A 19,359-nucleotide genomic window follows, 5' to 3' on the forward strand; every position below is an offset into this window, starting at 1 on the left:
CCGGCGCAGCCGGTCCAGTTAATTTAGGCAGCCCACCGTGGGCAACCCGCAACTGGCTTCGGACGCCCTGCTTTCGAGCGTCCGAAGCCGTTGGTTACGTTCACTTTGTGCGGGAAACAGCCCGCGATCAGACCAGCATCCCGGCCCAACCGAAGTAGGCGATGGTGCCGATCGCGATCGGGATGCCGTACGGCAGCAGCATCATCCGCGGCTTCCGCTCGGCGGCGATCTCCGCCAGCTTCTCCGGGCTTTTAACCGTTAGGATCTCATTCCAGATCATCCAGAACTGGCCGTGGTGCTTCTCCCAACGCTTGTTGGTCAGCACCATGCCGACGGCGATCACGCCGCCCACCACGGCCGAGACCGCGAAGGAGTACAGCGTCACGGTGCCCCAGACCCAGGCGCCGATGCCGGCCATCAGCTTCACGTCGCCGGCGCCCATGCCGCCGATGGCGTAGGCCGGCAGCAGCAGGGCCAGTCCGACCGCCGTGCCGATCAGGCTGTAGACCAGACCTTCCCAGCCCGGGAAGGGGCTGAGCGTCGCGCTCCAGACCCATCCGCTGATAATCATCGGGAACGTGATCCAGTTCGGCACCTTCAGTTGCAAGCCGTCGATGACAGCAGCGACCACCAGCGTGACCGTGACAAACCAGACCGGCCAATTGGCGACCACCGCCTCGGCGAGTTGTGAAGCATCAAACATGGCGCAGATTTCCGTCTTCAGCGTTGAGTGTTGTTTTGTGACCCGTGGCGGGCGCCAAGAGCCCCGCCGCTGCGCAAACCTAGCACGGGAATCGCATGGGCTCGCCAATCCGGCGGAGTTAACCCGGGGTTGGCCGGCCCGCCCGGTCGACCCTGCCGGATCGGGCGGACGCGCCGGTCGTTACGGTTACGCCGCGCGCCGGCTAGCGCAAAGAAAAACCCCTCGCCCGCAATCGCGGGCGAGGGGGATAACTTGCTCGGGCAAACAAGTAGGGCGATAGCCGTTTAGCTACCAAGCTGAGCGGACACGTTGTTAAACGTGGTCGCGGCGTTGGTGCCGATCGACTGGATGGCCGTCAGGCAGACGATGACGATCAACGCGAGCATAACCGCGTACTCAACCGCCGTGGGGCCATCTTCCGACTTGAGGAACTTCTGGACCTTCGATGCAAACTTCTTCATGGGTAGCTTCCTCCGGATTCGCGGGCCGACCCTCGAGTCAGACCCTACTTGTTTGTCGGGGGTTTCAAGGCCCCCGGTGGATGAACCCGCCGTCAGCGCCGCGGCCGGTTGGCCCCGGTGAGCTCGCCAAGTGCTGACGGCAAAGCCCTAAAAAATAACAGTCCTGCGTAGTCACCCTGCGTGAGGCGTTTCCTTACTACAACCACCCGGTTCTCGGTAGGTTGCAACTTCCATCGGTAGCTAGGCTGCCAGCAGCGGTAAGCGGCTGGCCCTTGGCTTTGCGTCCCGGCCTCGCGGCCGGTTTGCCCTTCTCATGGACGAAGACGCTGGCAAGCTCTCGATCGGTGGGACGTTCGCCGGAAACCGGCTCACGTTTGAAAGGTAGGTCAGAAAAGCGGTGGGAAAAGGTTTTGTCAGCGGTTTGCGGCTTGCTGTCCGCGTCGTTTTCCTCTGACACTTGAAACCTATGTCACTTTCTTCAGGAGTCAAACGAACCGAACAAAAAATCTTCCCACGCGTGAATCCCCCGCGTTTCGGCCTACCTTTCCGCAGGAAACCTGCCCCGACCGAAGCCCCAGGGCTCACGCAGTATGAAGTGGACGGACCAATTAATAGACTGCGTCGCGGCCGCGACCCCGGGCGGCTACCTGCCTGCCGGGCCGCCAGCCACCGAGCCAATAGCGTGGGCGGCCGTGTCGCTCGCCGCGGCCGGCAGGCCCGGCGCGGCCCGCCGGGCCGCCGACTGGCTGGCCAACGCGCAACAGAGGGATGGCGCCGTCGGAGTCACCGCCGACCAGTCCACCCCCGCCTGGCCCACCAGCCTGTCGATCCTGGCCTGGCTCGCCGCGCAGCAAGCCGACGGCGCCCACTCCTACCAGGACAACATCCAACGCGCCGTCGACTGGGCCCTGGAGGCCAAGGGCCGCACAGCGCCACGCAAGCCCCAGATCGGCCACGACACGATGCTGGTCGGATGGTCGTGGGCGGCGGACACACACTCCTGGCTCGAGCCCACGGCGATGTTCGTCAAAGCGCTGCGACAAGCCGGCTACGCCGACCACCCCCGCGTTCGCGAAGGGGTGCGTCTGCTAACCGACAGGCTGCTCCCCTCCGGCGGCGCGAACTACGGCAACACGATGGTGCTGGGCCAGGAGCTGCTGGCCCACGCGCAGCCAACTGGCATCGTGCTGTGGGCGCTGGCCGGCGAAGCCATCGAAGACGCCCGCCTGCCCCAGGCAATCGACTACCTGTCTAACAGCCTGACCGCCCAGACAACCACCGCGTCGCTCGCTTACGCGGTGCTGGGGCTAACCGTGCAGAACGCCAGACCAGCCGAGGCCGATAGCTGGCTCGAAGAGGCCTTCGACCGGCAGTCGGCCGACCGGCCCAGCCTGTACAAGCTGGCGCTGCTCGCCGCCGCCCTACCCTCGCCCGCCCCCACGCCGCTCGCGTCCGCCAGCTCCTAGACCCAACCGATATGAACCCCCACGACAAGACCTTTATCGACCGCCGCTCGCTCCTCGGGCTGGGCGGGTTGGCCGCGGCCGGGCTGGTGGCGATGCCGGCAGTTGAGCGGCTCCGCAAGTCCCGCTCGCCGGTGTTCGTCGCCAAAGGGCAGTCGTACACGGGCGAGCTGGCTCAGACGATCCGTGACGGGCTGTTGGCCTGCGATGTGCAGCCCAACTCCTTCCAGGGCAAGCGGGTGCTGCTTAAGCCGAACCTGGTGGAGCCCAGCCGCCGGATCCCGCACATGACCACCCACCCGGCGATGATCGTCGCCGCGGCCGATGTGTTCCGCGACTGGGGCGCCGAGGTGAGCGTCGGCGAGGCGCCCGGCCACGTCCGCGACACCGAGATGGCGCTTGCCGAGTCAGGCGTCGGCGAGGCGCTGTCCGACGGCGGCCTCCGATTCGCCGACCTCAACTACGAAGAGGTCGGTTGGCGCCGCAACCGCGGCAAGTACAGCGGGCTCAAGGGGATTTATTTGCCGCGGTCCGTGCTGGAAGCCGACGTGGTGGTCTCGATGCCGAAGATGAAGACCCACCACTGGGTCGGGGTCACGTGCGGGATGAAGAACTTCTACGGCGTCATGCCCGGCATCAAGTACGGCTGGCCCAAGAACGTGCTGCACCACAACGGCATCCCCCAAACGGTCGCGGACATCAACGCCACGCTGCCCCGCACCATGACCATCGTCGACGGCGTCGATTGCATGGAGGGCGACGGGCCGATCCTCGGCAGCGTCAAGCACATGGGCCTGGTGGTGGTCGGCGCCAACCTGCCGGCCGTCGACGCCACGGTTGCGCGGATCATGGGGCTCGACCCGACTAAGATCGAGTACCTGCGGCTCGCGTCCCACCACCTCGGCACGATCGACGACGCCTACCTCGACCAACGCGGCGAGGCCTGGCAGGACGTCCGCAGCCCGTTCCACATCCTAGACGAGGCCCACCTGCAGAAGCTGCGGGCCACGCCCGATGGCGAGCTGGTGTCTTAGAGGCTGTCCTGAATCGCATGAAAGACTTTGCTGGGCTGGGCGGACGGTCGCGCGAACCCAGCGTGTGAATCAAGCGGTCAGCTATCAGCCCTTCCCGCGTTTGGAGGGCCGAGAGCTGATAGCTGACCGCTGATTGCCCCGAGGTGGGTGAGCGCAAACGTCACTAGTATGAGCTTCTCGGAACCGCAACATGCCTTGAACGGGACCGCCTCTTAGGCGGTCAGCCGTCGTCCGGCGATTCGTCATCGCCATCGGTAGGCAGCTCGTTGCGGCGTGGCGAGAACGCCGCGCCCTGACGCAGCGTGAACCGCTGCTCCTCGACCGCCCGGCTCACCCAGTCGCAGCCGTCCGCCTCGTCGCGGGTCGCCCACCGTGAAGGCCGTTCGATCAGGCTGGCGTCGCAGTGCGGGCAGGGCAGATCATCCTCGGCCGCCCGGCATGGCGGCTGGTCCGTGTCGGCGTCGGTCCAGACCGAGTCGCATTCGTCGCACAGCAGCACTACCCGCCCACAGCCGCCGCACCGACGGAGGCCGAGTGGACCGGTGGTGCAGACGCGGCACTCGCCCACGTAATACATCTTCTCTGGCTCTGCAGCCATGCCGCGACCTCGCTACGGGATCAAGGGGTAGGCGGTGATCAGTTTCTCGCCCACCAGCACCAGTTGGATGTGATCGGCGGGCGGGTGGCCACGCCGGCCGCCGCTCTGGCCACCGACGTAACCGACGCGTCGGCGCATGTCGACCACGTACACCGTGCGGTCGCCCTCGCGCCGCTCGCGGGTGTCGACGCCGCGTTCCGCCTTGCGGTACGCTTCGTCCACCAGGTCCACGACCTCCTGCACATCATTGCTGTCGAACACTCCGTGCTGGCCCGGCCGATTGGGCTCGTCCTCGGCATGCGCCATCAGGTGCCGCAGGTGGTGCCCGTGCTGCGTGCCGCGCGAGTAACGGAGGCCGGCCGGCGAGGTGTACGTGTCGCTGTTGCTGCGGATCAGGGACTCGACCGAGGTAGCCTGGCGACCCTGGCCACCCGTTCCGGCTCGCGGCGCCGACTCTGCGCCGCTGGTCCGGCCTGCCGGCGGCGTTCCCTGCGGTGCGTTCTCGCCCGCATACTCATGGACGCCCGGCAGGTCGACTCCCCACGACCGCTCAAGACTCGGTTCGAAGAAGAGGTAGCCGGCCAGCAGCACGCACGCCAGCAGCAACAGCGGCGTTGGCGCTCGGCCCTTGCCGCCGCGGAGGACGCTTTGCACTACGCGTGCTATCGCTTGCGAGTCGCGGCTCATGTTTCCTAGCGGGGTTTTTCTTCCGCGGCCCTACCGGCTCGGGCTCACGAGCCACGATCGCCATGTCAGGTGACTCGTGCTGTCAATCCGCAATAGATTTAGAGTGTCCAAGCGGCATTGAGCAAGCTTCCTCTCGACCAAGCCTGCAACGTTGGCACCGATTGCACTACGTCTGATCCGCAGGTGAATGCCGACAGTTAGATTTGACCACGTCTGGTGGCTGTTTTCTACCGAGAACCGCGTGTTTCGCCCCATCTCGCCTGGAGCACTCCACACTGGCTCTTGGCTCGGAGCCCGGGCGCAGCAACGCTAGCGTTCGGCGTACTGGCGCCCGACCTGACGGCCTGGCGAGCCTCTGGTTGAAGCCACGCCGCGCAACTTCCGATGCAATCACTGGGTGCGTCCACGGACGGGCGCGGCCGCTGCCCGGGCCTCGGCCAGCCAATCCCAGGGACGGATACCAGACCGATGACTCTGCTGCTGCGGATCACCTGCTGTGTTGTGACGCTCGCCCCGGCCCTGTGCTCCGGCCGCGACCTGTTTGTAAATAATCAAACCGGCGACGACCGGCTGTCGGGCCTGAAGCAGGAACTCAGGGAGGACGACGGGCCGCTGGCCACCATCAGCCGGGCGCTCAAGCTAGCCGGCCCCGGTGACCGCATCAACGTGGCGAACACCGGCGAGCCGTACCGCGAGCAGCTCTCGGTGTTCGGCTGCGACCTGCACGGCTTCGAGAACCGACCGCTCACCCTCTCCGGGCACGGGGCGGTGCTGGACGGCTCGGTGATGTCGGCCGACCGCGCGTGGCGTCACGTCGAGGGCGATGTCTTCGCGATGAACCCGCGTCGGCTCACGTTCCAGCAGCTGTTCTACAACGGCGCCCCGCTCAAGCGGGTACGGACCGCCTCGGCGCACGACGCGGGCGACCTGCTGCAGCCGCTCGAGTGGGCGTTCGCCCAGAACGCCATCCTGCTGAAGGTGGAGAAAGACCGCCTGCCCCAGCAGTACGGGCTGCGGCACGCCGGGCTGCAGACGGGCATCACTCTGTACAACATCCGGCACGTGGTGATCGAAGACTTCGTCATCCAGGGCTTCCAGCAGGACGGCGTCAACGCCCACGAACTGGTGAAGGACTGCGTGCTGCGCCGCGTGGAGTGCCGGGCGAATGGCCGCTCAGGCTTGAGCGTTGGTGGCGTCTCACGCGTGACGGCGGTCGGGTCCGGGTTCTACGACAACGGCCGCAGCCAGGTGCGCGTCGCTGGCCTCGGGAAACTGACACTCGACGGCTGCGAACTGGACGACGCGGACGACGCGATGCCCTACGACCTGCAGGGCGGCGAGCTGAACATCGACGGCGAGAAGCTGCTGGCCCGGTAGCCGCGGATCAGGCCGGCTCCGGCGGCGGTTCGATGTCGACGTCCGCCAGCGCCCTCTTCACCAACGCCTGGTGGGTCAGGTAGTACGGGGCCGTGATGAACGCGACCGCCACGGTCGCCAGCCGGTAGCCGAACGCCACAAACGCGCCGTTGCCCGGCTCGGCGCCGAACCACTGGTACGCGTACGCCAGCGTGCCCTCCACCGCGCCCAGCCCCGCGGGGAAGATCGGGATCGCGCCCGACAGGCAGGCGAAGGGCACGATGAACGCGTGCTCCAGCCAGTCGGGAGAACTGAACGGCAGCCCCTTCGCCACCAGGTAGAACGAGGTGACCAGCAGCAGGTGCCCCACCACACACAGCCCAAATGCCGCCGCCAGCCAGCGGAAGCCGCGGCGGTAGTCGGCCCAGGTCATCAGGATTTGTGAAAGCAGCCCACCGACAGCGAGCAGCAACTCGACACGACCGACGAGCGCCGGCGTCACCACACCGGGCGCGAACAGCACCGCCAGCCCGCATGGGACCACCACGGCCAAGCTGACCGCAATCCAACCGGCCGCACGCGCGTCGGCGGGCATCGGCGTACCGATCGCCCACAGCACCAGGAACGCCACAGCGGCCGAAATCATGAACGAAACCAGCGCCAGCCCGCGGTCGACAACGATGGTGGTGATCGCCGCGGTGCGGCGGCCGGGCCGGTCCCGGGCCAGCACGGCAGCCTTGAAGACGTCGCCCCCGACCGATCCGGGGCTGACAAAGTTGAGTGTGTAGCCCAGCGCCCCCAGCCGCAGCGCCTCGCCGATCGACAGCGGCACGCCGGCCGCCAACGCAACCAGCCGCCAGCGGACAAACGACAAGCCCGCGGTCAAGCACGCGCCCAGGAATGCGAGCCCGAGCACCCCCCAGTTCTTCTGGCCGGACGCGAGCTCGTGAAACTTGTCATTCTGCTGTGCCTGCCACGCAAGCCAGCCGATAATGAGTCCACCCACTAGCAGTTTGGCCAGCGTCAGCAGGTGTCGTTTGAGTGGGGACCGTTTTTCGGGCATTGCGTAGCAGGCGTTGACAGTCGGCCGGAAGCCTGATTTACTAGTGGTCTGGGCGGGGCTAAACGGGCTCCGCCATCCGCGGCCGTCTAGTTTGGTGGGGCCCCATACCCGCCGCCAGGCCGCGGGAATCCGGGGGATTAGCTCAGTTGGGAGAGCGTTTGGCTGGCAGCCAAAAGGTCAGCGGTTCGAGCCCGCTATCCTCCACTCGCCGTAACCTCTTTGGCGTGTGCAACATAGCACAACCGGCATTCTTCGCCGAGCAGCCTGCAAGCTACCGAAACCGGGGTAATCGTACCCTAGAAAGGTCGCCCGCATGGCTCGCCCCACCCGCGTCCCCGCGTATTGCCTCCACAAACCTAGTGGTCGGGCGGTCGTGAAAGTCAAAGGTAGGTCTTTCTACCTGGGCCCGCACGGTTCCCCTGAGAGCCGCGAAGCGTACGCACGCGTCATCGCGGACATCGTTTCCGGCCGACCCGTCCAAGCGCCACAACCGGCAAATCCCGGCGCCAAAACCGGGGTAGAGATTACCCCGACCGTGGGCGAGGTGGCGACCAAGTTCCAGGCCCACGCCAACCGCTACTACGTCAAGAACGGCAAGCCGACCAGCGAGCCCGCCGCCGTCCGCTGCGCCCTGCGGTTCCTCGTCGCCAACCACGGCGGCCTGCCCGCGCCCGAGTTCGGCATCGGGGACCTTAAAGTCGTCAGGGAGGCGATGGTTGCGGCGGGGCACTGCCGTTCCAGCGTGAACAAGAACATCCGCCGCATCCGGCTGGCGTTCACGTGGGCCGCGACTGAGGAGCTCATCCCCGCCACGGTCCCCCAGGCACTATCGCTGCTGCCCGGGTTGAAGGTCGGCAGGACCGAGGCCCGCGAGTCCGACCCGGTGCTGCCGGTCGACCCCGAGGTGGTCGAAAAGACCATCCAGCACACCAACCCGGTCGTCGCCGATATGGTGCGCCTGCAGTTGCTCACCGGGATGAGGCCGGACGAGGTTTGCAGCATGCGCCCGGGCGACATCGACCGCGGCGGCGAGGTCTGGGAATACCGCCCCGCCAGCCACAAGACCCAACATCATGGTCGTCGTCGTGTGGTGTACATCGGGCCGGCTGGCCAACGGATTCTAAGCGCGTACCTTCTGCGTCCGGCGGACGAGTTCTGCTTCCGCCCCAAGCGCCATGTCGCCGTGCCCAAGGCCAAGAAGCGATACCGCATCGACTCATACCGACAGGCGGTCGAGCGAGCCTGTGACCGTGCGTTCCCCGCCCCCGACGACTTGAGCGATGACGAGTTGAAGGCGCACCGCAAGCAGCACCGCTGGACCCCCAACCGACTGCGCCACACGGCCGCCACCCTCGTCCGCAAGCAGTTTGGGCTCGAAGCCAGCCAAGTCATCCTGGGGCACAGCAAGGCCGATGTAACCCAGGTTTACGCCGAGCGAGACGCCAGCAAGGGCATCGAGGTGGCGCGGGCCATCGGATAAACTCAACACAACCTTGCCGGGTTGCGGAGTAGCTACCGCGAGACCGGCCGGCGCGGCGCGAGCACCTACGCGCGGCGCCGGTCGGTCAGCCCGGCTCAACTGATAGGTGCGATGATGGGGAAGAAAAAAGCCGCGGTGCGCGAGGCTCTGCTGCCCAGCGAGGCAAGCGAGTCATTCATTGCGATTACTTCGTGGAAGGAACACCCGGTTGTGTCGCCAGACCTGCTGCGGGAATGGTTGACCGAGTGTATCGAGACCTTTGAAGCTGTCGCGACCGACATTCACGGCCGCATGGATGAGCTGGCCAATGGTGATGAGGCAGACCGCCTCCAGGCCTACCACGTCATGACCGGCGCCCTGGATTTCCTGGACCGCGCTGAAGTGGCTTGGCGTGACGTGCAAGACGACCGCTCCGCTGAGGTACACGCCGCGTTTACCGAGGGGGTGCGTCTGGGGCTCATCTATGAACGGCTGTCATCACTTGCGAACAAGCGGTTCAGAGACAAATGGGTTCGTGATGAGAACATTGAGCGCTCTACTGAGAAAAAGAGGGCAGAGGCTATTGCCCGGGAGCAAGACGCCCTAGATGCGGTTGAGTGGGCCAAGAAGGAGTTTCCTCAGCGAGGCCCCGATACGCAGAAACAGAAGGCCGCGGACCACATCGGCATCACCAAGCGGGCGCTCAATAACCGGTTGAGAGACGCGCGCGAGCGAGCCGAAAACGCGACAGGCGACTGATTGCCGCGCCGCGTGCACCTATCTTGGGAAGTAGCGGCCGCCACTTCCCAAAGTACAGTCTCGTGTGTGTTGTACGTCGGCACGACGTATCTACCCTTGATTGTGAACGGTAACTAAACCGCCACAAGCAAGGGTTTTTTCATGTCTGCAAACGCAACCGCGACTCTTCGGGAAGACCTTTTCGCCCCCGACCCCGACGACCCGTTCCGCTCTATCGCCGCGGCCGTCGAGGCTGAAACCGGCTACCGCCCGCACCCGACCACCGCCTGCCGCTGGCACCGCGTTGGCGTTGGTGGTGTGCGACTTCAGACCGTGACGCTAGGCGCCCGCCCCATGACGACTCGGCGCGCCGTGCGCGAGTTCATCCGCGCCCGCACCGAGGCCCAGGCGTCGGCTGAGGGCTGAGAGTCCGACCCGCCAAGCTGCCGGGCGGTTCTTCGGCGGCGACCGATTCACCACGAGGGTCGAGCGATGGCCAGCATAACCAGCGAATCACTCAACAAAGAGCTATTGGAGAACAAGGAACTCGTGGCGGAGCTCAAGAAGTTTCGCCACCGGCAAGCTAAGGACCGCCGACGTAGTCGTTCGCTAGGTCTGGCGGGAGTGAATCCGCTACCGCAGCCCAAGCAACGGAAGAGCCTGCCGGGGCAACTGCCCCTCTCTGACTAGCACAGGAAGGTCCCCGCGCCGGAGCTGACCCGGCGCGGGGCAATGTGCCATGGGAGGGCACAGCGATGGTTAATAACAATCTTACCGCAAGCGCAGTCGAGACGCCAATTCTCGGCCCGCCTGATATGGGCGAGTACCGGGTGGAGCTCAAAGAGGCGGTTGCAGAACTCATCGACCAGGGGTTCCCGGTCACGGTCTGCAACGGCAAGAGCCCCGGCGACCCTGCAATGGGGAACGGGTGGCAGCACCAGAGACTTGATGCTGATCAGGCTGCCACCATCATCGACCGCGTGCCGTTCCCCACGATTGGCGTCATGCAGGGCGCAGCAGGTGGCGCTGTTGACTTCGACATCGACGGCGACGAAGAGCTCGACGCATTCAATGAACTATTCGACGGCGACCCGCCTGTGCTGCCGACCTACACTTCGGGGCGACAGGGCGGCGAGCACCGGCTTGCTGCGTACGACTCCCGGTTGAACGCCATCGGGAAGTCGTTTCACACGTTCAAGGCGCCGAGCGGCAAAAGAATCACAGTCCGGTTGGGATGCCCCAAGCTGGACGAGAAGGGGGAATTGGTTCAGGGCGCGTCACAGTCGATTGTTCCGCCCAGCTATCACGCGCTTGGCAGCGACAAGGATGAAGACCAGGCAAAGAAGGGCCCGCTTCGCTGGAGCGGCAAGCGGTACGCGTTCAAGCCCGGACTGTCCATCGACGACATCGGACTCCCAATGTTGCCCGACAGCGTCGTCGACAAGCTGGTCGCGGCGGCCAACCCCGCGCCCGCCAAACCCATCGTCCAAGACCTGACCGACACGGCGGCGCCCACGGACGCCGTCGTCGCCGCGATGCTCCGCTCGACCCGGAACATGCAAGATGGCGGCGATGGCTCCAAGAGGCTTGTGGCGGTCTGCTGCCGGCTCGCCGAGTTCAACCTTCGGGACGGTGACGCGGTCGCCGCGGTGCGTGCGTACGAGCTGCAGAGGCCGTTCCCCCGGCACTACACCGACGCCGACATCCTGGCCCGGCTAAAGTACGCGTACACGCGCCCGGACGTGCAGGTGGGCGCGGCCCTAGTGCAGCGGCAGGCCCTCACTGACATGGGCAACGCCGTCCGGTTTGTTCAGCGATACGGCGACCGGGTCCGCTACGTCGCCGCGTGGGGCAAGTTCCTCGTCTGGACCGGCAACCGCTGGACCATGAACGAGACCGGCGAAGTGCAGCGGCTCGCTAAGCAGACCGCCCGTTCGATCTACGCGGAGGCGTCACTTGTTGATGACGAAGAAGAGGCCAAGAAGATCAGCAAGCACGCACAGTCATCGCAATCACGCACCAGGCTCGATGCGATGCTCGCTTTGGCCGAGAGTGAGCTCCCCATCCCAGTGCGGCACAACTCGCTTGATGCCGACCCCTGGCTCCTCAACTGTGAGAACGGGGTTCTCGACCTGCGCACCGGCGAGCTGCTGCGTCACGATGCCGGCCACCTGCTAACGAGGACCACCGGCATCGAGTACCCGACCGACGCGGGCGAGGACGCGGTGCTGTGGATGGGGTTTCTTGACCAGATATTCGGCGGCGACACAGAGCTCATCCGGTTCCTGCAGCGGATGATGGGCCTGGCGCTCGTCGGTCAACAGGTGGAACACGTGCTGCCCATCTTCTGGGGCGGCGGCGCAAACGGCAAATCGGTGTTCATCAACACGGTGCAGAAGGCGATGGGCGACTACGCGATGACCGCGCCGCCCGGCCTGCTGATGACCAAGAGGTCGGACGGCCACCCGACCGAGAACGCGGACCTGTTCCGCAAGCGGCTGGTCGTGCTGGCGGAAACCAAGGACGGCCAACGGCTGGACGAGGGGCTCGTTAAGGCGACAACCGGCGGCGACCGCATCCGGGCGCGGCGTATGCGTGAAGACTTTTGGGAGTTCACCCCCAGTCACACGCCCGTGGTCGTCACGAACCACCGGCCCATGGTCCAGGGCGACGACTTCGGAATCTGGCGGCGGCTGAGGCTGGTGCCGTTCACAGTCACCATCCCGCCCGACAAGCAGGACCGCCACCTACCCGAGAAGCTGGAGGCCGAGCTGCCGGCCATCCTGCGGTGGCTCGTCCAGGGCTGCCTGTCGTGGCAGCGGTCCGGCCTGCAGGAGCCCCGTTGCGTCCGGGCCGCCACCGACGACTACCGGGCCGACTGCGACAACCTGGCTCGCTGGCTAGACGAGGAGGCGGTCGCGACGGCGAACGCGCAGACGCAATCGTCAGTGCTGCTGAAACGGTACCGCGACTGGTGCGACCGCAATGGCGAGACGGCGCTCAGCCATCGTCGGTTTGGTGAGCGCTTGAGTGCAACGTTTGCGAAGGAAAAGCAATCAAGAGGGATGTGTTACATCGGAATCGGAATCGCGGCCGCCGATCCTGTGCAGGTTTAAAGTCCGTTTTTCCCGGGGTTTGCACGTTGTGCAGGTTGGTTCCGGGTTGTCCCTAGAAAATCACTACGCGTGGCGTTTATGCGGAACCAACATGCACAACATGCACAACATGCATTCTCGGGTGGCCCGCGCCGCCGCAAATTGACCGGCGACGAGCTGCTCGTCGCTGCCGGCCGGATGCGGCATCCGGACCTTGCCCGCCTGCTAATCGAGTGGGAAGAGGCGGAGCTCGGCTCCGCGCCCAAGCCCGTCACGGCCGCCGTGTTGACGACGGGCCCACTCGTCCGCGCCACACAAACGGAGCTCTTCTGATGGCCACCACGGACACCAGGGTGCACACCTGCTACTCCGCTAAGAATCCGTTTTGGCGCCGCACGGCCGAGCGACTCCGCGACCGGGGCGGAGCTCACAAGCCGAGCACCGTGGCTGATGACCCGGCTGTCCTGAGGACCGAGGTCATCGTCTCGATGGCCCGCGAGACTGCCGAGCTGCACGCCGCACCGTACCCGCCGGCTGAGTTCTAATACCCTGCTTTCCAACCCCCCGAGTTTTGACAACGAGTGCACGGCGCTCACCCCGCGGTCTTCACCCGAGTTGCTCCAAAGGCAGCCTGCCCCCCCCCATGGCCCAAGCACCACAGAAGCGATGCCCCCGATGCCGGCGGCTGCACCGCGACGCCTGCCCGACATGCAAACCCAAGCGGCACCAGCAGCACGACGCCAACCGCCCGAGCGCCTACCAGCGTGGCTACGGCAGGGCGTGGCAGCGGGCCAGCAAGGCCCACCTGGAGGAGAACCCGCTATGCGTGGAATGCGAGAAACGGGGCCGTATCACCGCGGCGACGTGCGTTGACCACAGCATCCCGCACCGCGGCGACATGGAGTTGTTTTGGCGGCAGGAGCTGTGGCAGTCGATGTGCGCTGCCTGCCACTCACGGAAGACGGCGCAAGGGCTGTGACCCCCACCCCCCGTGGGGTCGGTTCCAAGAGTTGCCGGATGAAGACCGATTGCGTGGTCGCGTGAATTTTTTGGCTAGTTTTGGCTTTTACCACTTCATTAAAAGTTGAGGTTTCGTCATGGAAGACCAGCAGTATCCGCCCCCGCCGCACCTGAGCCCCCGTGCGGTCGCCCTGTGGCATGAGTACGTCCCGGAGAAGGCCAGAAGCGCCGGGCGGCTCGCCCTGGTGCAGACGGCCCTAGAGAGCCTGGACCGCGCCGACGCCGCACGCGCCGAAGTCGAAGCGGCGGGCATGACGACCACCACCAAGAGCACGGGCGCCGTTCACGTGCACCCGCTGATCAAGGTCGAGCGTGAGGGCAGGCAGATGTTCGCGAAGTTGTGGGGGGAACTCGGATTCCACTGGACGAACGGGGTGGACCGCCGATGAACGCCCACGAGTGCACGGCCTGCGGCGGGCGTGCCAAGTACACGCACCGGCGGAAGGTGGGGAGCCTGATCCAGCGGCGACGGCTGTGCGTCGACTGCGGGCACGTCGACAAGGTGCTCGTGCAGCCCGAGCAGATCCTATCGGTCCAACCAGTTGTGTGCAGACGCACATCACAGCCAACAACAATCGCAAGTGATGGGGATAATTAGCAGCATGAACAAGCTTAGCGAGATGGACGGCGTGATTCTCTACGACGCGCTGGACCTGGCGGACATCCTCGACGCGCGGGCCAGTGAGGTGCGCGGGCGGCTGCAAAGCGATCCGCAGTCGCTTCCGCTGCCGATTGTGTTCAGCGGCGTCGGGCTCGTTCGCTGGCCGCATCAGCAGATCGCGGCGTGGGTCAAGGCGGGATGCCCCCGCGACTACCGCCATGCCGCGACCGAGTTTGTGCCCAGATCTATATCGCAGTTTCACAACGCGGCGGCGCTCGCTACTGCCGACCCGACTTCACCAGTTGCCGACCTGCGAGCGGTCGCGGCTTTGCTGGACGGCGAGCCCGCCGTCACCTACCCAAAGGATTGATTCATGGTGGACTTCACGAAGAAGAACGCACGCGACCTGGAAGCCGAGCGGCTGGCCCTGATCGACGAGGCCGACGGCATCGCCCGGCTGCGTGAGGGCAAGAACGCCCGCGACCTGAACGACCAGGAGCAGGCCCGGTTCGACGAGCTGACGTCGGACGGCGGATTGATTGACCAGAAGGCCGAAGAGGTGGACGTGCAGCACCGCATCGAGAAGAACCGCGACGCCCAGCGGGCGGCCAAGCTTGGCGCCTACAGCGGCAAGGTAGGCGGCCCGTACACGGGCGACCAGCGGCGGCACCGCGTGGTTGAGCCCAACAACGGCGGCATTGACCCGCAGCTGGCCCGGCTGGCCGGCGGCTACTTCACCGCAATCGCCGCTGCCGCAGTGGGCGACTACGACAAGGCGGACGCCGCCCGCGGCAGCCTGGTTCAGTGGGGCGCGTCCGAGTTCGCCACGATGACCGAGGGCACCCCGTCCGCGGGTGGCTACATCGTGCCGACGCCGATTGCGTCCGAGATCGAGCGGCGCCGCGACGAGGTGGGCGTTACGTCGAAGGTGGCCCGCACGTTCTCGATGACCAGCGAGTCGCTGACCATCCCCGCGGAGTCCGGCCGGCCGACCACCTACATCGTGGGCGAGGGCAACAGCATCACCGCGTCGGACGCCGCGCTGCAGACGCACATGCTGACGGTCAAGAAGCGGGCCAGCTTCCTGCGCTCGTCGCCCGAGTTCCTGGCCGACGCCGCTGGTGATGCCGGCGCGTGGATCGTCGACGCGATGGCGTACAGCGCCGCCGAGCAGATGGACAGCGAGCTAGTCAACGGCGACGGCACCAGCACCTATGGCGGCATCACGGGCCTAGTAGGCGGCATCGGCTCCGCCGCCGTGAAAGATGCCGACTCGGGCGAGACCAGCCTCGGGTTGCTCGACGTGGAGGACTGGACCGGCACCATCGCACTGATGCCGCCCAAGTACCTGGACGACGCCGCGTGGGTCATGCCGCGGGCGACGTGGAACAACTCGTGTTTGCCGCTGATGGCCAACTCGGGCGGGGCCGGGTTCGCCAGCCTCATGGCCGGCGCGCCGGGCACCGCGGTGAACTGGTTCGGCTACCCCGTGCACTTCACCGAGCAGATGCCGACGGCGGCCGTGAGCACGTTCGTCGCGTTCCTGGTGAGCAAGCGGCACGGCGTCTACCTGGGCGACCGCGGCGACATGCGGGTTGCGGTCACGGACCTGGAGCAGTTCCAGAACGACCTGGTGTCGTTCAAGGTGACGCACCGCTACGACTTGCTGCTGCCCGAGCCGGGCAACGCCGATGACGCGGGCTCCTATGTGGGGCTCAAGCTTGCCGCCAGCTAAGAAACGTCTAGCGTGCGGCGTCGGCGGTGGGAATCTCCGAGCCCTCCGTCGGCGCTGCTGCTTTTTTGAAACCGGGGGGACCGATGGCGCGTGACGCACGACAAGTCGAAGCCTGGATCGGAAACGGACGAGTACGGGCAGCCCATACCCAAGGGCGAGCCAACGCCCAGCGAGATACGGGCGGCAGCCGCCGCAATCAGAAAGCGGTGGGTGGAAAAGGTGGAGCGGGAGCGGCCGACGCAGCCGCCGCAGGAGTGGGAACCAGTAACAATCGAGTTCGTCGCGGTACCCCCTGACGACGAATAGTTCCGCGTGTGGGGGGGGCGCTAATCAAGTCCGTCCGTGTTGATATTCGACGGGCGCGGGTCGATGTAGTAGATCCCGTGGCGCTCTAGCTCGTAGACCACCGAAGCAACCTCTTCCCAATGGGAATCAAACCGCTCCCGCCATTCGTCGTACGCGTTCTTGCGTAGCTGTGGGTCACGCCAGTAGAACGGCGGAGCGTCAAGATACACTTTCCCGAAATCGAGAACATAAGGTGGCTCGACAATCTCCATCTCCACAATCTGGAGACTATCATCAGAATCAATGAGCCTCGGCACCGCAAAGCGGCCGATTGAGCTAATATCCGCTTCGGCAAGCCGTTCGTAAGAAGCCCGCTCTACATAGTAGTTTTCGTACCGGTGGACGGCCTTGACGGCGGAGTTTGACGTCACCCAGACCGTTCCGTCAGTGCCATATCCTAGTTTTTTGTTCTGCGTTACCCTAAGCTGCCTTGCGTCGGCGTACTGCCGCACTCGGTCGAACAACTCGGAATCGTCAACCATGTCTACAACCAGTCGCTATTCGGCCGAGGTGGCTTTGAGACTTATCGTTGGCGATAGGACCTTGAGCCTCTCGCACCTTGGCCCAGACGGGTTTGTAGTCCGCGGACCATGCGAGCCCATCGAGTCGTGTAACGCAACGATAGAAGTTGTTGTCGACGGACGCAAAAAGACAAAGCGGGTTTTTCTGCCTCATGGTGTGCAAGCGCCCGGCGTTCGTGTGATGTATCTCTAGCACGAGGCGGCTACACCAGCCACGATTCTCGCGAAACCACGCTAGTGTGGTTGCTTCTTGTGCCTCCGCTGCCAATAATCGCCCCCGGTTTGGACGGGGCCCACACCAGCATCTTGGTGTTCACCGCGCTCGCCCCGTCGCGTCACTGGTCCCGAGGTGGTGCGCATGGTCGCGTTCAACGTCCCGGTGTTCGGCGGTCAGCGTATGCCGTCGCTGGCGATGCCCCTTCTCTACGCGGCCCACGACGACCTGAAGCGCGGGCACGAGATAGCCGCCGCCGCCAAGGTCAGGGTGGCGCTGTGCCGGTACCTGACCGCCCTGTGCGAGTTGCACAACTGCCTGCCCCGTCGCCGGCACACCGCCAGCCGCCTGATGAGGGCACTACAGCGCGCCGGTTGCGATGGCTGCTTTGAGTACCTCGAAGAGATAATCGAGAGCTGTGACGCCGTCCTGCGTTGCGAGAAGCCGGGGTGCTCCATCAAGGCGTGTGTTGAAATTGCGGCCGACCTGATCGACACCAGGATTGATGAGCGTGATGGCGACCCATAGCGCCGCCCAGGGTAAATTCCAGGGTACGTTACCCCCGAACGATAGCTAAGGCGTGCGAATCCCCGAGAACTCTTGCACACTCGGTACCCCGCCTCTAAGATTAGCTAGCGTTGTTAACCATTCACGCTTGTTGGCTTTGCTTAGCGTTGGGGTAGCGGCTGGCAGCCAAAAGGTCAGCGGTTCGAGCCCGCTATCCTCCACTCCCCCCGCTGCCTCAGCAAGAGGCGTCGGGGATCCGCCTCCTAGCCCTTGCACCGCAAGGGCTTTTTTTGTGGGCTAACCGTGCAGCTCTGGAGTCCGCGGCCGGCGCCCGACGGGGGCTGCGGCCGGTTCGTTCCGAGGGCTGCAGTAGTGTAGCCCACAACCACCGCCCGCCGTGCCTGCATCCCCGCCAGAACCGTCGCAACCCGCCCACCACGCCCCGCCCGGCGTCTACTGGCGGCTGTCGCTGATGATGGGGCTGCAGTGGGCCACGATCGGCGCCTGGACCAGCACGCTGGCCACCTACATCGGCGCCAACACGGGCCCCAGCGGCGAGGCGATCTTTGGTTCCGCGTTCGTCGGCGACATCGGGGCCGCGACCGCCATCGGGGCGTTGTTTTCGCCGGCACTGTGCGGGCTGCTGGTGGACCGCTGGTTCAACACCGAGTGGGTGCTTGCCGCCCTCAACGCGCTCAGCGCGGTGCTGCTGGTCGCGCTCTCGGTGTGCGGTCACCAGGGGTTGTTCTTCCTGATCGCGGTCTGCTACTACCTGGCGTACGCGCCGACCGGCGCGCTGGCCAGCAGCATGGCGCTGCGGCAGCTGCCCAACTCGGCGCAGGACTTCCCGCGTGTGCGGGCGATGGGCACGGTTGGCTACATCGTCACGGCCAGCCTGGTGGGGCTGTGGCCCAAGCTGACCGGCTACAGCATCGAGGCGACCGTTATCCCGATGTGGATCGGCGCCGCGGTGCACCTGATCTACACGTTCTACGCGCTGACGCTGCCGTCGACTCCGCCGGAAGAGTCCGACCCGGCCAGCCCGCTCAGCGGCGCCGGCCAGCTGTGGCGCAGCCGCAGCGTGCTGGCATTCCTGGCGATCTCCCTGCTGGTGGCGATCCCGTTCCGCGGGTACGAGTCGTTCATCAACCTCTACCTCAACCAGAACAACTACGCCTACCCGGCCTGGGTGCAGACGTTCGCGCAGTACTCCGAGGTGCTGGTGATGCTCGCCATCCCGCTGCTCACCGCCCGGTTCCGATTGAAGAACCTGGTGCTGGTGGGAGTGCTGGCGTGGGCCGCGCGGTTCGCGTTTCTGGCGTTCTCCGACGGCGCCGCTCATCCCTGGATGACCTACACGGCGATCTCGCTGCACGGGTTCAGCTTCGTGCTGGTGTTCATCCTCGGTCAGCTGTACATCGACCGGCTCGCGCCGCCCGGGCTCCGCGGCTCCGCCCAGGGTCTGCACGTGCTCGCGGTGTTCGGGGTCGGATCGATGATCAGCGCCCGCCTGTCCGGCTGGGCCCAGTCCGTCTGGCTGACCCCCGTTGGCGTCGACCCGCCGCCGTACGAGTGGCGTAGCTTCTGGCTGCTGCAGTGCGGCGTGAGCCTGGCGGCCGCACTGCTGTTCGCTGTGTTCTTCTTCGAGGCGCCGCACCACCCGCCCTCCACGCCCAACGAAGACGACGACTCCCAGCCGGTCGAGGCCGACCCCGAAGAGGTCAGCTCGGCCGAGTCGAACAACCCTGTTGCGTAGGCG

Annotated in this window: 23 protein-coding genes, 1 tRNA gene and 1 riboswitch; of the genes, 18 read left to right on the forward strand and 6 right to left on the reverse strand. The window is 65.7% G+C overall.

Going from position 1 to position 19,359, the window contains the following annotated elements:
* Positions 1–127: 127 nt before the first annotated feature.
* Entirely contained in the window at positions 128–703 is a 576-nt protein-coding gene (locus KOR34_RS11910; RefSeq protein ID WP_146564801.1) for an A24 family peptidase, read from the reverse strand.
* A gap of 284 nt (positions 704–987) precedes the next feature.
* Entirely contained in the window at positions 988–1,164 is a 177-nt protein-coding gene (locus KOR34_RS11915) for a Flp family type IVb pilin (RefSeq protein ID WP_146564802.1), read from the reverse strand.
* Between the two features lie 232 nt (positions 1,165–1,396).
* A riboswitch (cyclic di-GMP riboswitch) is annotated at positions 1,397–1,481 on the reverse strand.
* A 273-nt stretch (positions 1,482–1,754) separates the two neighbouring features.
* On the opposite strand from KOR34_RS11915, the gene KOR34_RS11920 reads away from it, so the two are divergent.
* Positions 1,755–2,630 carry a hypothetical protein gene (locus KOR34_RS11920; protein WP_146564803.1) on the forward strand — a complete coding sequence of 292 codons (876 nt, stop codon included), beginning with the start codon at positions 1,755–1,757 and terminating at the stop codon, positions 2,628–2,630.
* 11 nt (positions 2,631–2,641) lie between these two features.
* Positions 2,642–3,661: a DUF362 domain-containing protein gene (locus KOR34_RS11925; protein ID WP_146564804.1), complete on the forward strand. Its 1,020-nt coding sequence runs from the start codon at positions 2,642–2,644 to the stop codon at positions 3,659–3,661.
* Between the two features lie 220 nt (positions 3,662–3,881).
* On the opposite strand, the gene KOR34_RS11930 is transcribed toward KOR34_RS11925, so the two are convergent.
* On the reverse strand, positions 3,882–4,259 hold the full coding sequence (locus KOR34_RS11930) for a hypothetical protein (protein ID WP_146564805.1): 378 nt from the start codon (positions 4,257–4,259) through the stop codon (positions 3,882–3,884).
* A 12-nt stretch (positions 4,260–4,271) separates the two neighbouring features.
* A complete protein-coding gene (locus KOR34_RS11935) occupies positions 4,272–4,913 on the reverse strand; it encodes a hypothetical protein (RefSeq protein WP_146564806.1) in 642 nt (213 codons plus the stop codon).
* Between the two features lie 501 nt (positions 4,914–5,414).
* Between KOR34_RS11935 and KOR34_RS11940 the strand changes: the two genes are divergently transcribed.
* A complete protein-coding gene (locus KOR34_RS11940) occupies positions 5,415–6,323 on the forward strand; it encodes a right-handed parallel beta-helix repeat-containing protein (RefSeq protein ID WP_146564807.1) in 909 nt (302 codons plus the stop codon).
* Positions 6,324–6,330: 7 nt separating this feature from the next.
* Here the strand turns inward: KOR34_RS11940 and KOR34_RS11945 are convergent, their stop codons facing one another.
* A complete protein-coding gene (locus KOR34_RS11945) occupies positions 6,331–7,365 on the reverse strand; it encodes a lysylphosphatidylglycerol synthase transmembrane domain-containing protein (RefSeq protein ID WP_146564808.1) in 1,035 nt (344 codons plus the stop codon).
* A 131-nt stretch (positions 7,366–7,496) separates the two neighbouring features.
* On the opposite strand from KOR34_RS11945, the gene KOR34_RS11950 reads away from it, so the two are divergent.
* From KOR34_RS11950 to KOR34_RS12010, 13 genes are all read left to right on the forward strand, one after another.
* Positions 7,497–7,569, forward strand: a tRNA-Ala gene (locus tag KOR34_RS11950).
* A 340-nt stretch (positions 7,570–7,909) separates the two neighbouring features.
* Entirely contained in the window at positions 7,910–8,845 is a 936-nt protein-coding gene (locus KOR34_RS11955) for a tyrosine-type recombinase/integrase (RefSeq protein WP_228714588.1), read from the forward strand.
* Positions 8,846–8,959: 114 nt separating this feature from the next.
* The gene (locus KOR34_RS11960; RefSeq protein ID WP_146564810.1) at positions 8,960–9,583 is read left to right on the forward strand and encodes a hypothetical protein; all 624 of its coding nucleotides are present in this window, start codon (positions 8,960–8,962) and stop codon (positions 9,581–9,583) included.
* Between the two features lie 141 nt (positions 9,584–9,724).
* Entirely contained in the window at positions 9,725–9,988 is a 264-nt protein-coding gene (locus KOR34_RS11965; RefSeq protein ID WP_146564811.1) for a DUF1580 domain-containing protein, read from the forward strand.
* A gap of 66 nt (positions 9,989–10,054) precedes the next feature.
* Complete coding sequence (locus KOR34_RS11970) at positions 10,055–10,252, forward strand: hypothetical protein (RefSeq protein WP_146564812.1); 198 nt, start codon at positions 10,055–10,057, stop codon at positions 10,250–10,252.
* 65 nt (positions 10,253–10,317) lie between these two features.
* Positions 10,318–12,678, forward strand: a complete 2,361-nt coding sequence (locus KOR34_RS11975) for a DNA primase family protein (protein ID WP_146564813.1) — start codon at positions 10,318–10,320, stop codon at positions 12,676–12,678.
* A gap of 311 nt (positions 12,679–12,989) precedes the next feature.
* Complete coding sequence (locus KOR34_RS11980) at positions 12,990–13,202, forward strand: hypothetical protein (RefSeq protein ID WP_146564814.1); 213 nt, start codon at positions 12,990–12,992, stop codon at positions 13,200–13,202.
* A gap of 98 nt (positions 13,203–13,300) precedes the next feature.
* Positions 13,301–13,636 carry an HNH endonuclease gene (locus tag KOR34_RS11985; protein ID WP_146564815.1) on the forward strand — a complete coding sequence of 112 codons (336 nt, stop codon included), beginning with the start codon at positions 13,301–13,303 and terminating at the stop codon, positions 13,634–13,636.
* A 118-nt stretch (positions 13,637–13,754) separates the two neighbouring features.
* Positions 13,755–14,066, forward strand: a complete 312-nt coding sequence (locus KOR34_RS11990; RefSeq protein WP_146564816.1) for a hypothetical protein — start codon at positions 13,755–13,757, stop codon at positions 14,064–14,066.
* Positions 14,063–14,275 (forward strand): hypothetical protein, encoded by a 213-nt coding sequence (locus KOR34_RS11995; RefSeq protein ID WP_146564817.1) that lies wholly within the window; start codon positions 14,063–14,065, stop codon positions 14,273–14,275. Before KOR34_RS11990 ends, KOR34_RS11995 begins: the two co-directional genes overlap by 4 nt.
* Before the next feature lie 4 nt (positions 14,276–14,279).
* On the forward strand, positions 14,280–14,648 hold the full coding sequence (locus KOR34_RS12000; protein WP_146564818.1) for a hypothetical protein: 369 nt from the start codon (positions 14,280–14,282) through the stop codon (positions 14,646–14,648).
* A gap of 3 nt (positions 14,649–14,651) precedes the next feature.
* A complete protein-coding gene (locus KOR34_RS12005; protein WP_146564819.1) occupies positions 14,652–16,013 on the forward strand; it encodes a phage major capsid protein in 1,362 nt (453 codons plus the stop codon).
* Positions 16,014–16,103: 90 nt separating this feature from the next.
* On the forward strand, positions 16,104–16,319 hold the full coding sequence (locus KOR34_RS12010; protein WP_146564820.1) for a hypothetical protein: 216 nt from the start codon (positions 16,104–16,106) through the stop codon (positions 16,317–16,319).
* 20 nt (positions 16,320–16,339) lie between these two features.
* Here KOR34_RS12010 and KOR34_RS12015 read toward each other — a convergent pair whose 3' ends face one another.
* Positions 16,340–16,840 (reverse strand): hypothetical protein, encoded by a 501-nt coding sequence (locus tag KOR34_RS12015; RefSeq protein ID WP_146564821.1) that lies wholly within the window; start codon positions 16,838–16,840, stop codon positions 16,340–16,342.
* Between the two features lie 397 nt (positions 16,841–17,237).
* On the opposite strand from KOR34_RS12015, the gene KOR34_RS12020 reads away from it, so the two are divergent.
* Both KOR34_RS12020 and KOR34_RS12025 read left to right on the forward strand, forming a co-directional pair.
* On the forward strand, positions 17,238–17,621 hold the full coding sequence (locus KOR34_RS12020; RefSeq protein WP_146564822.1) for a hypothetical protein: 384 nt from the start codon (positions 17,238–17,240) through the stop codon (positions 17,619–17,621).
* A gap of 376 nt (positions 17,622–17,997) precedes the next feature.
* On the forward strand, positions 17,998–19,356 hold the full coding sequence (locus KOR34_RS12025; RefSeq protein WP_146564823.1) for an MFS transporter: 1,359 nt from the start codon (positions 17,998–18,000) through the stop codon (positions 19,354–19,356).
* Positions 19,357–19,359: the final 3 nt, after the last annotated feature.

The organism is Posidoniimonas corsicana (assembly GCF_007859765.1).
In the GTDB taxonomy this organism is placed as follows: Bacteria; Planctomycetota; Planctomycetia; order Pirellulales; family Lacipirellulaceae; genus Posidoniimonas; species Posidoniimonas corsicana.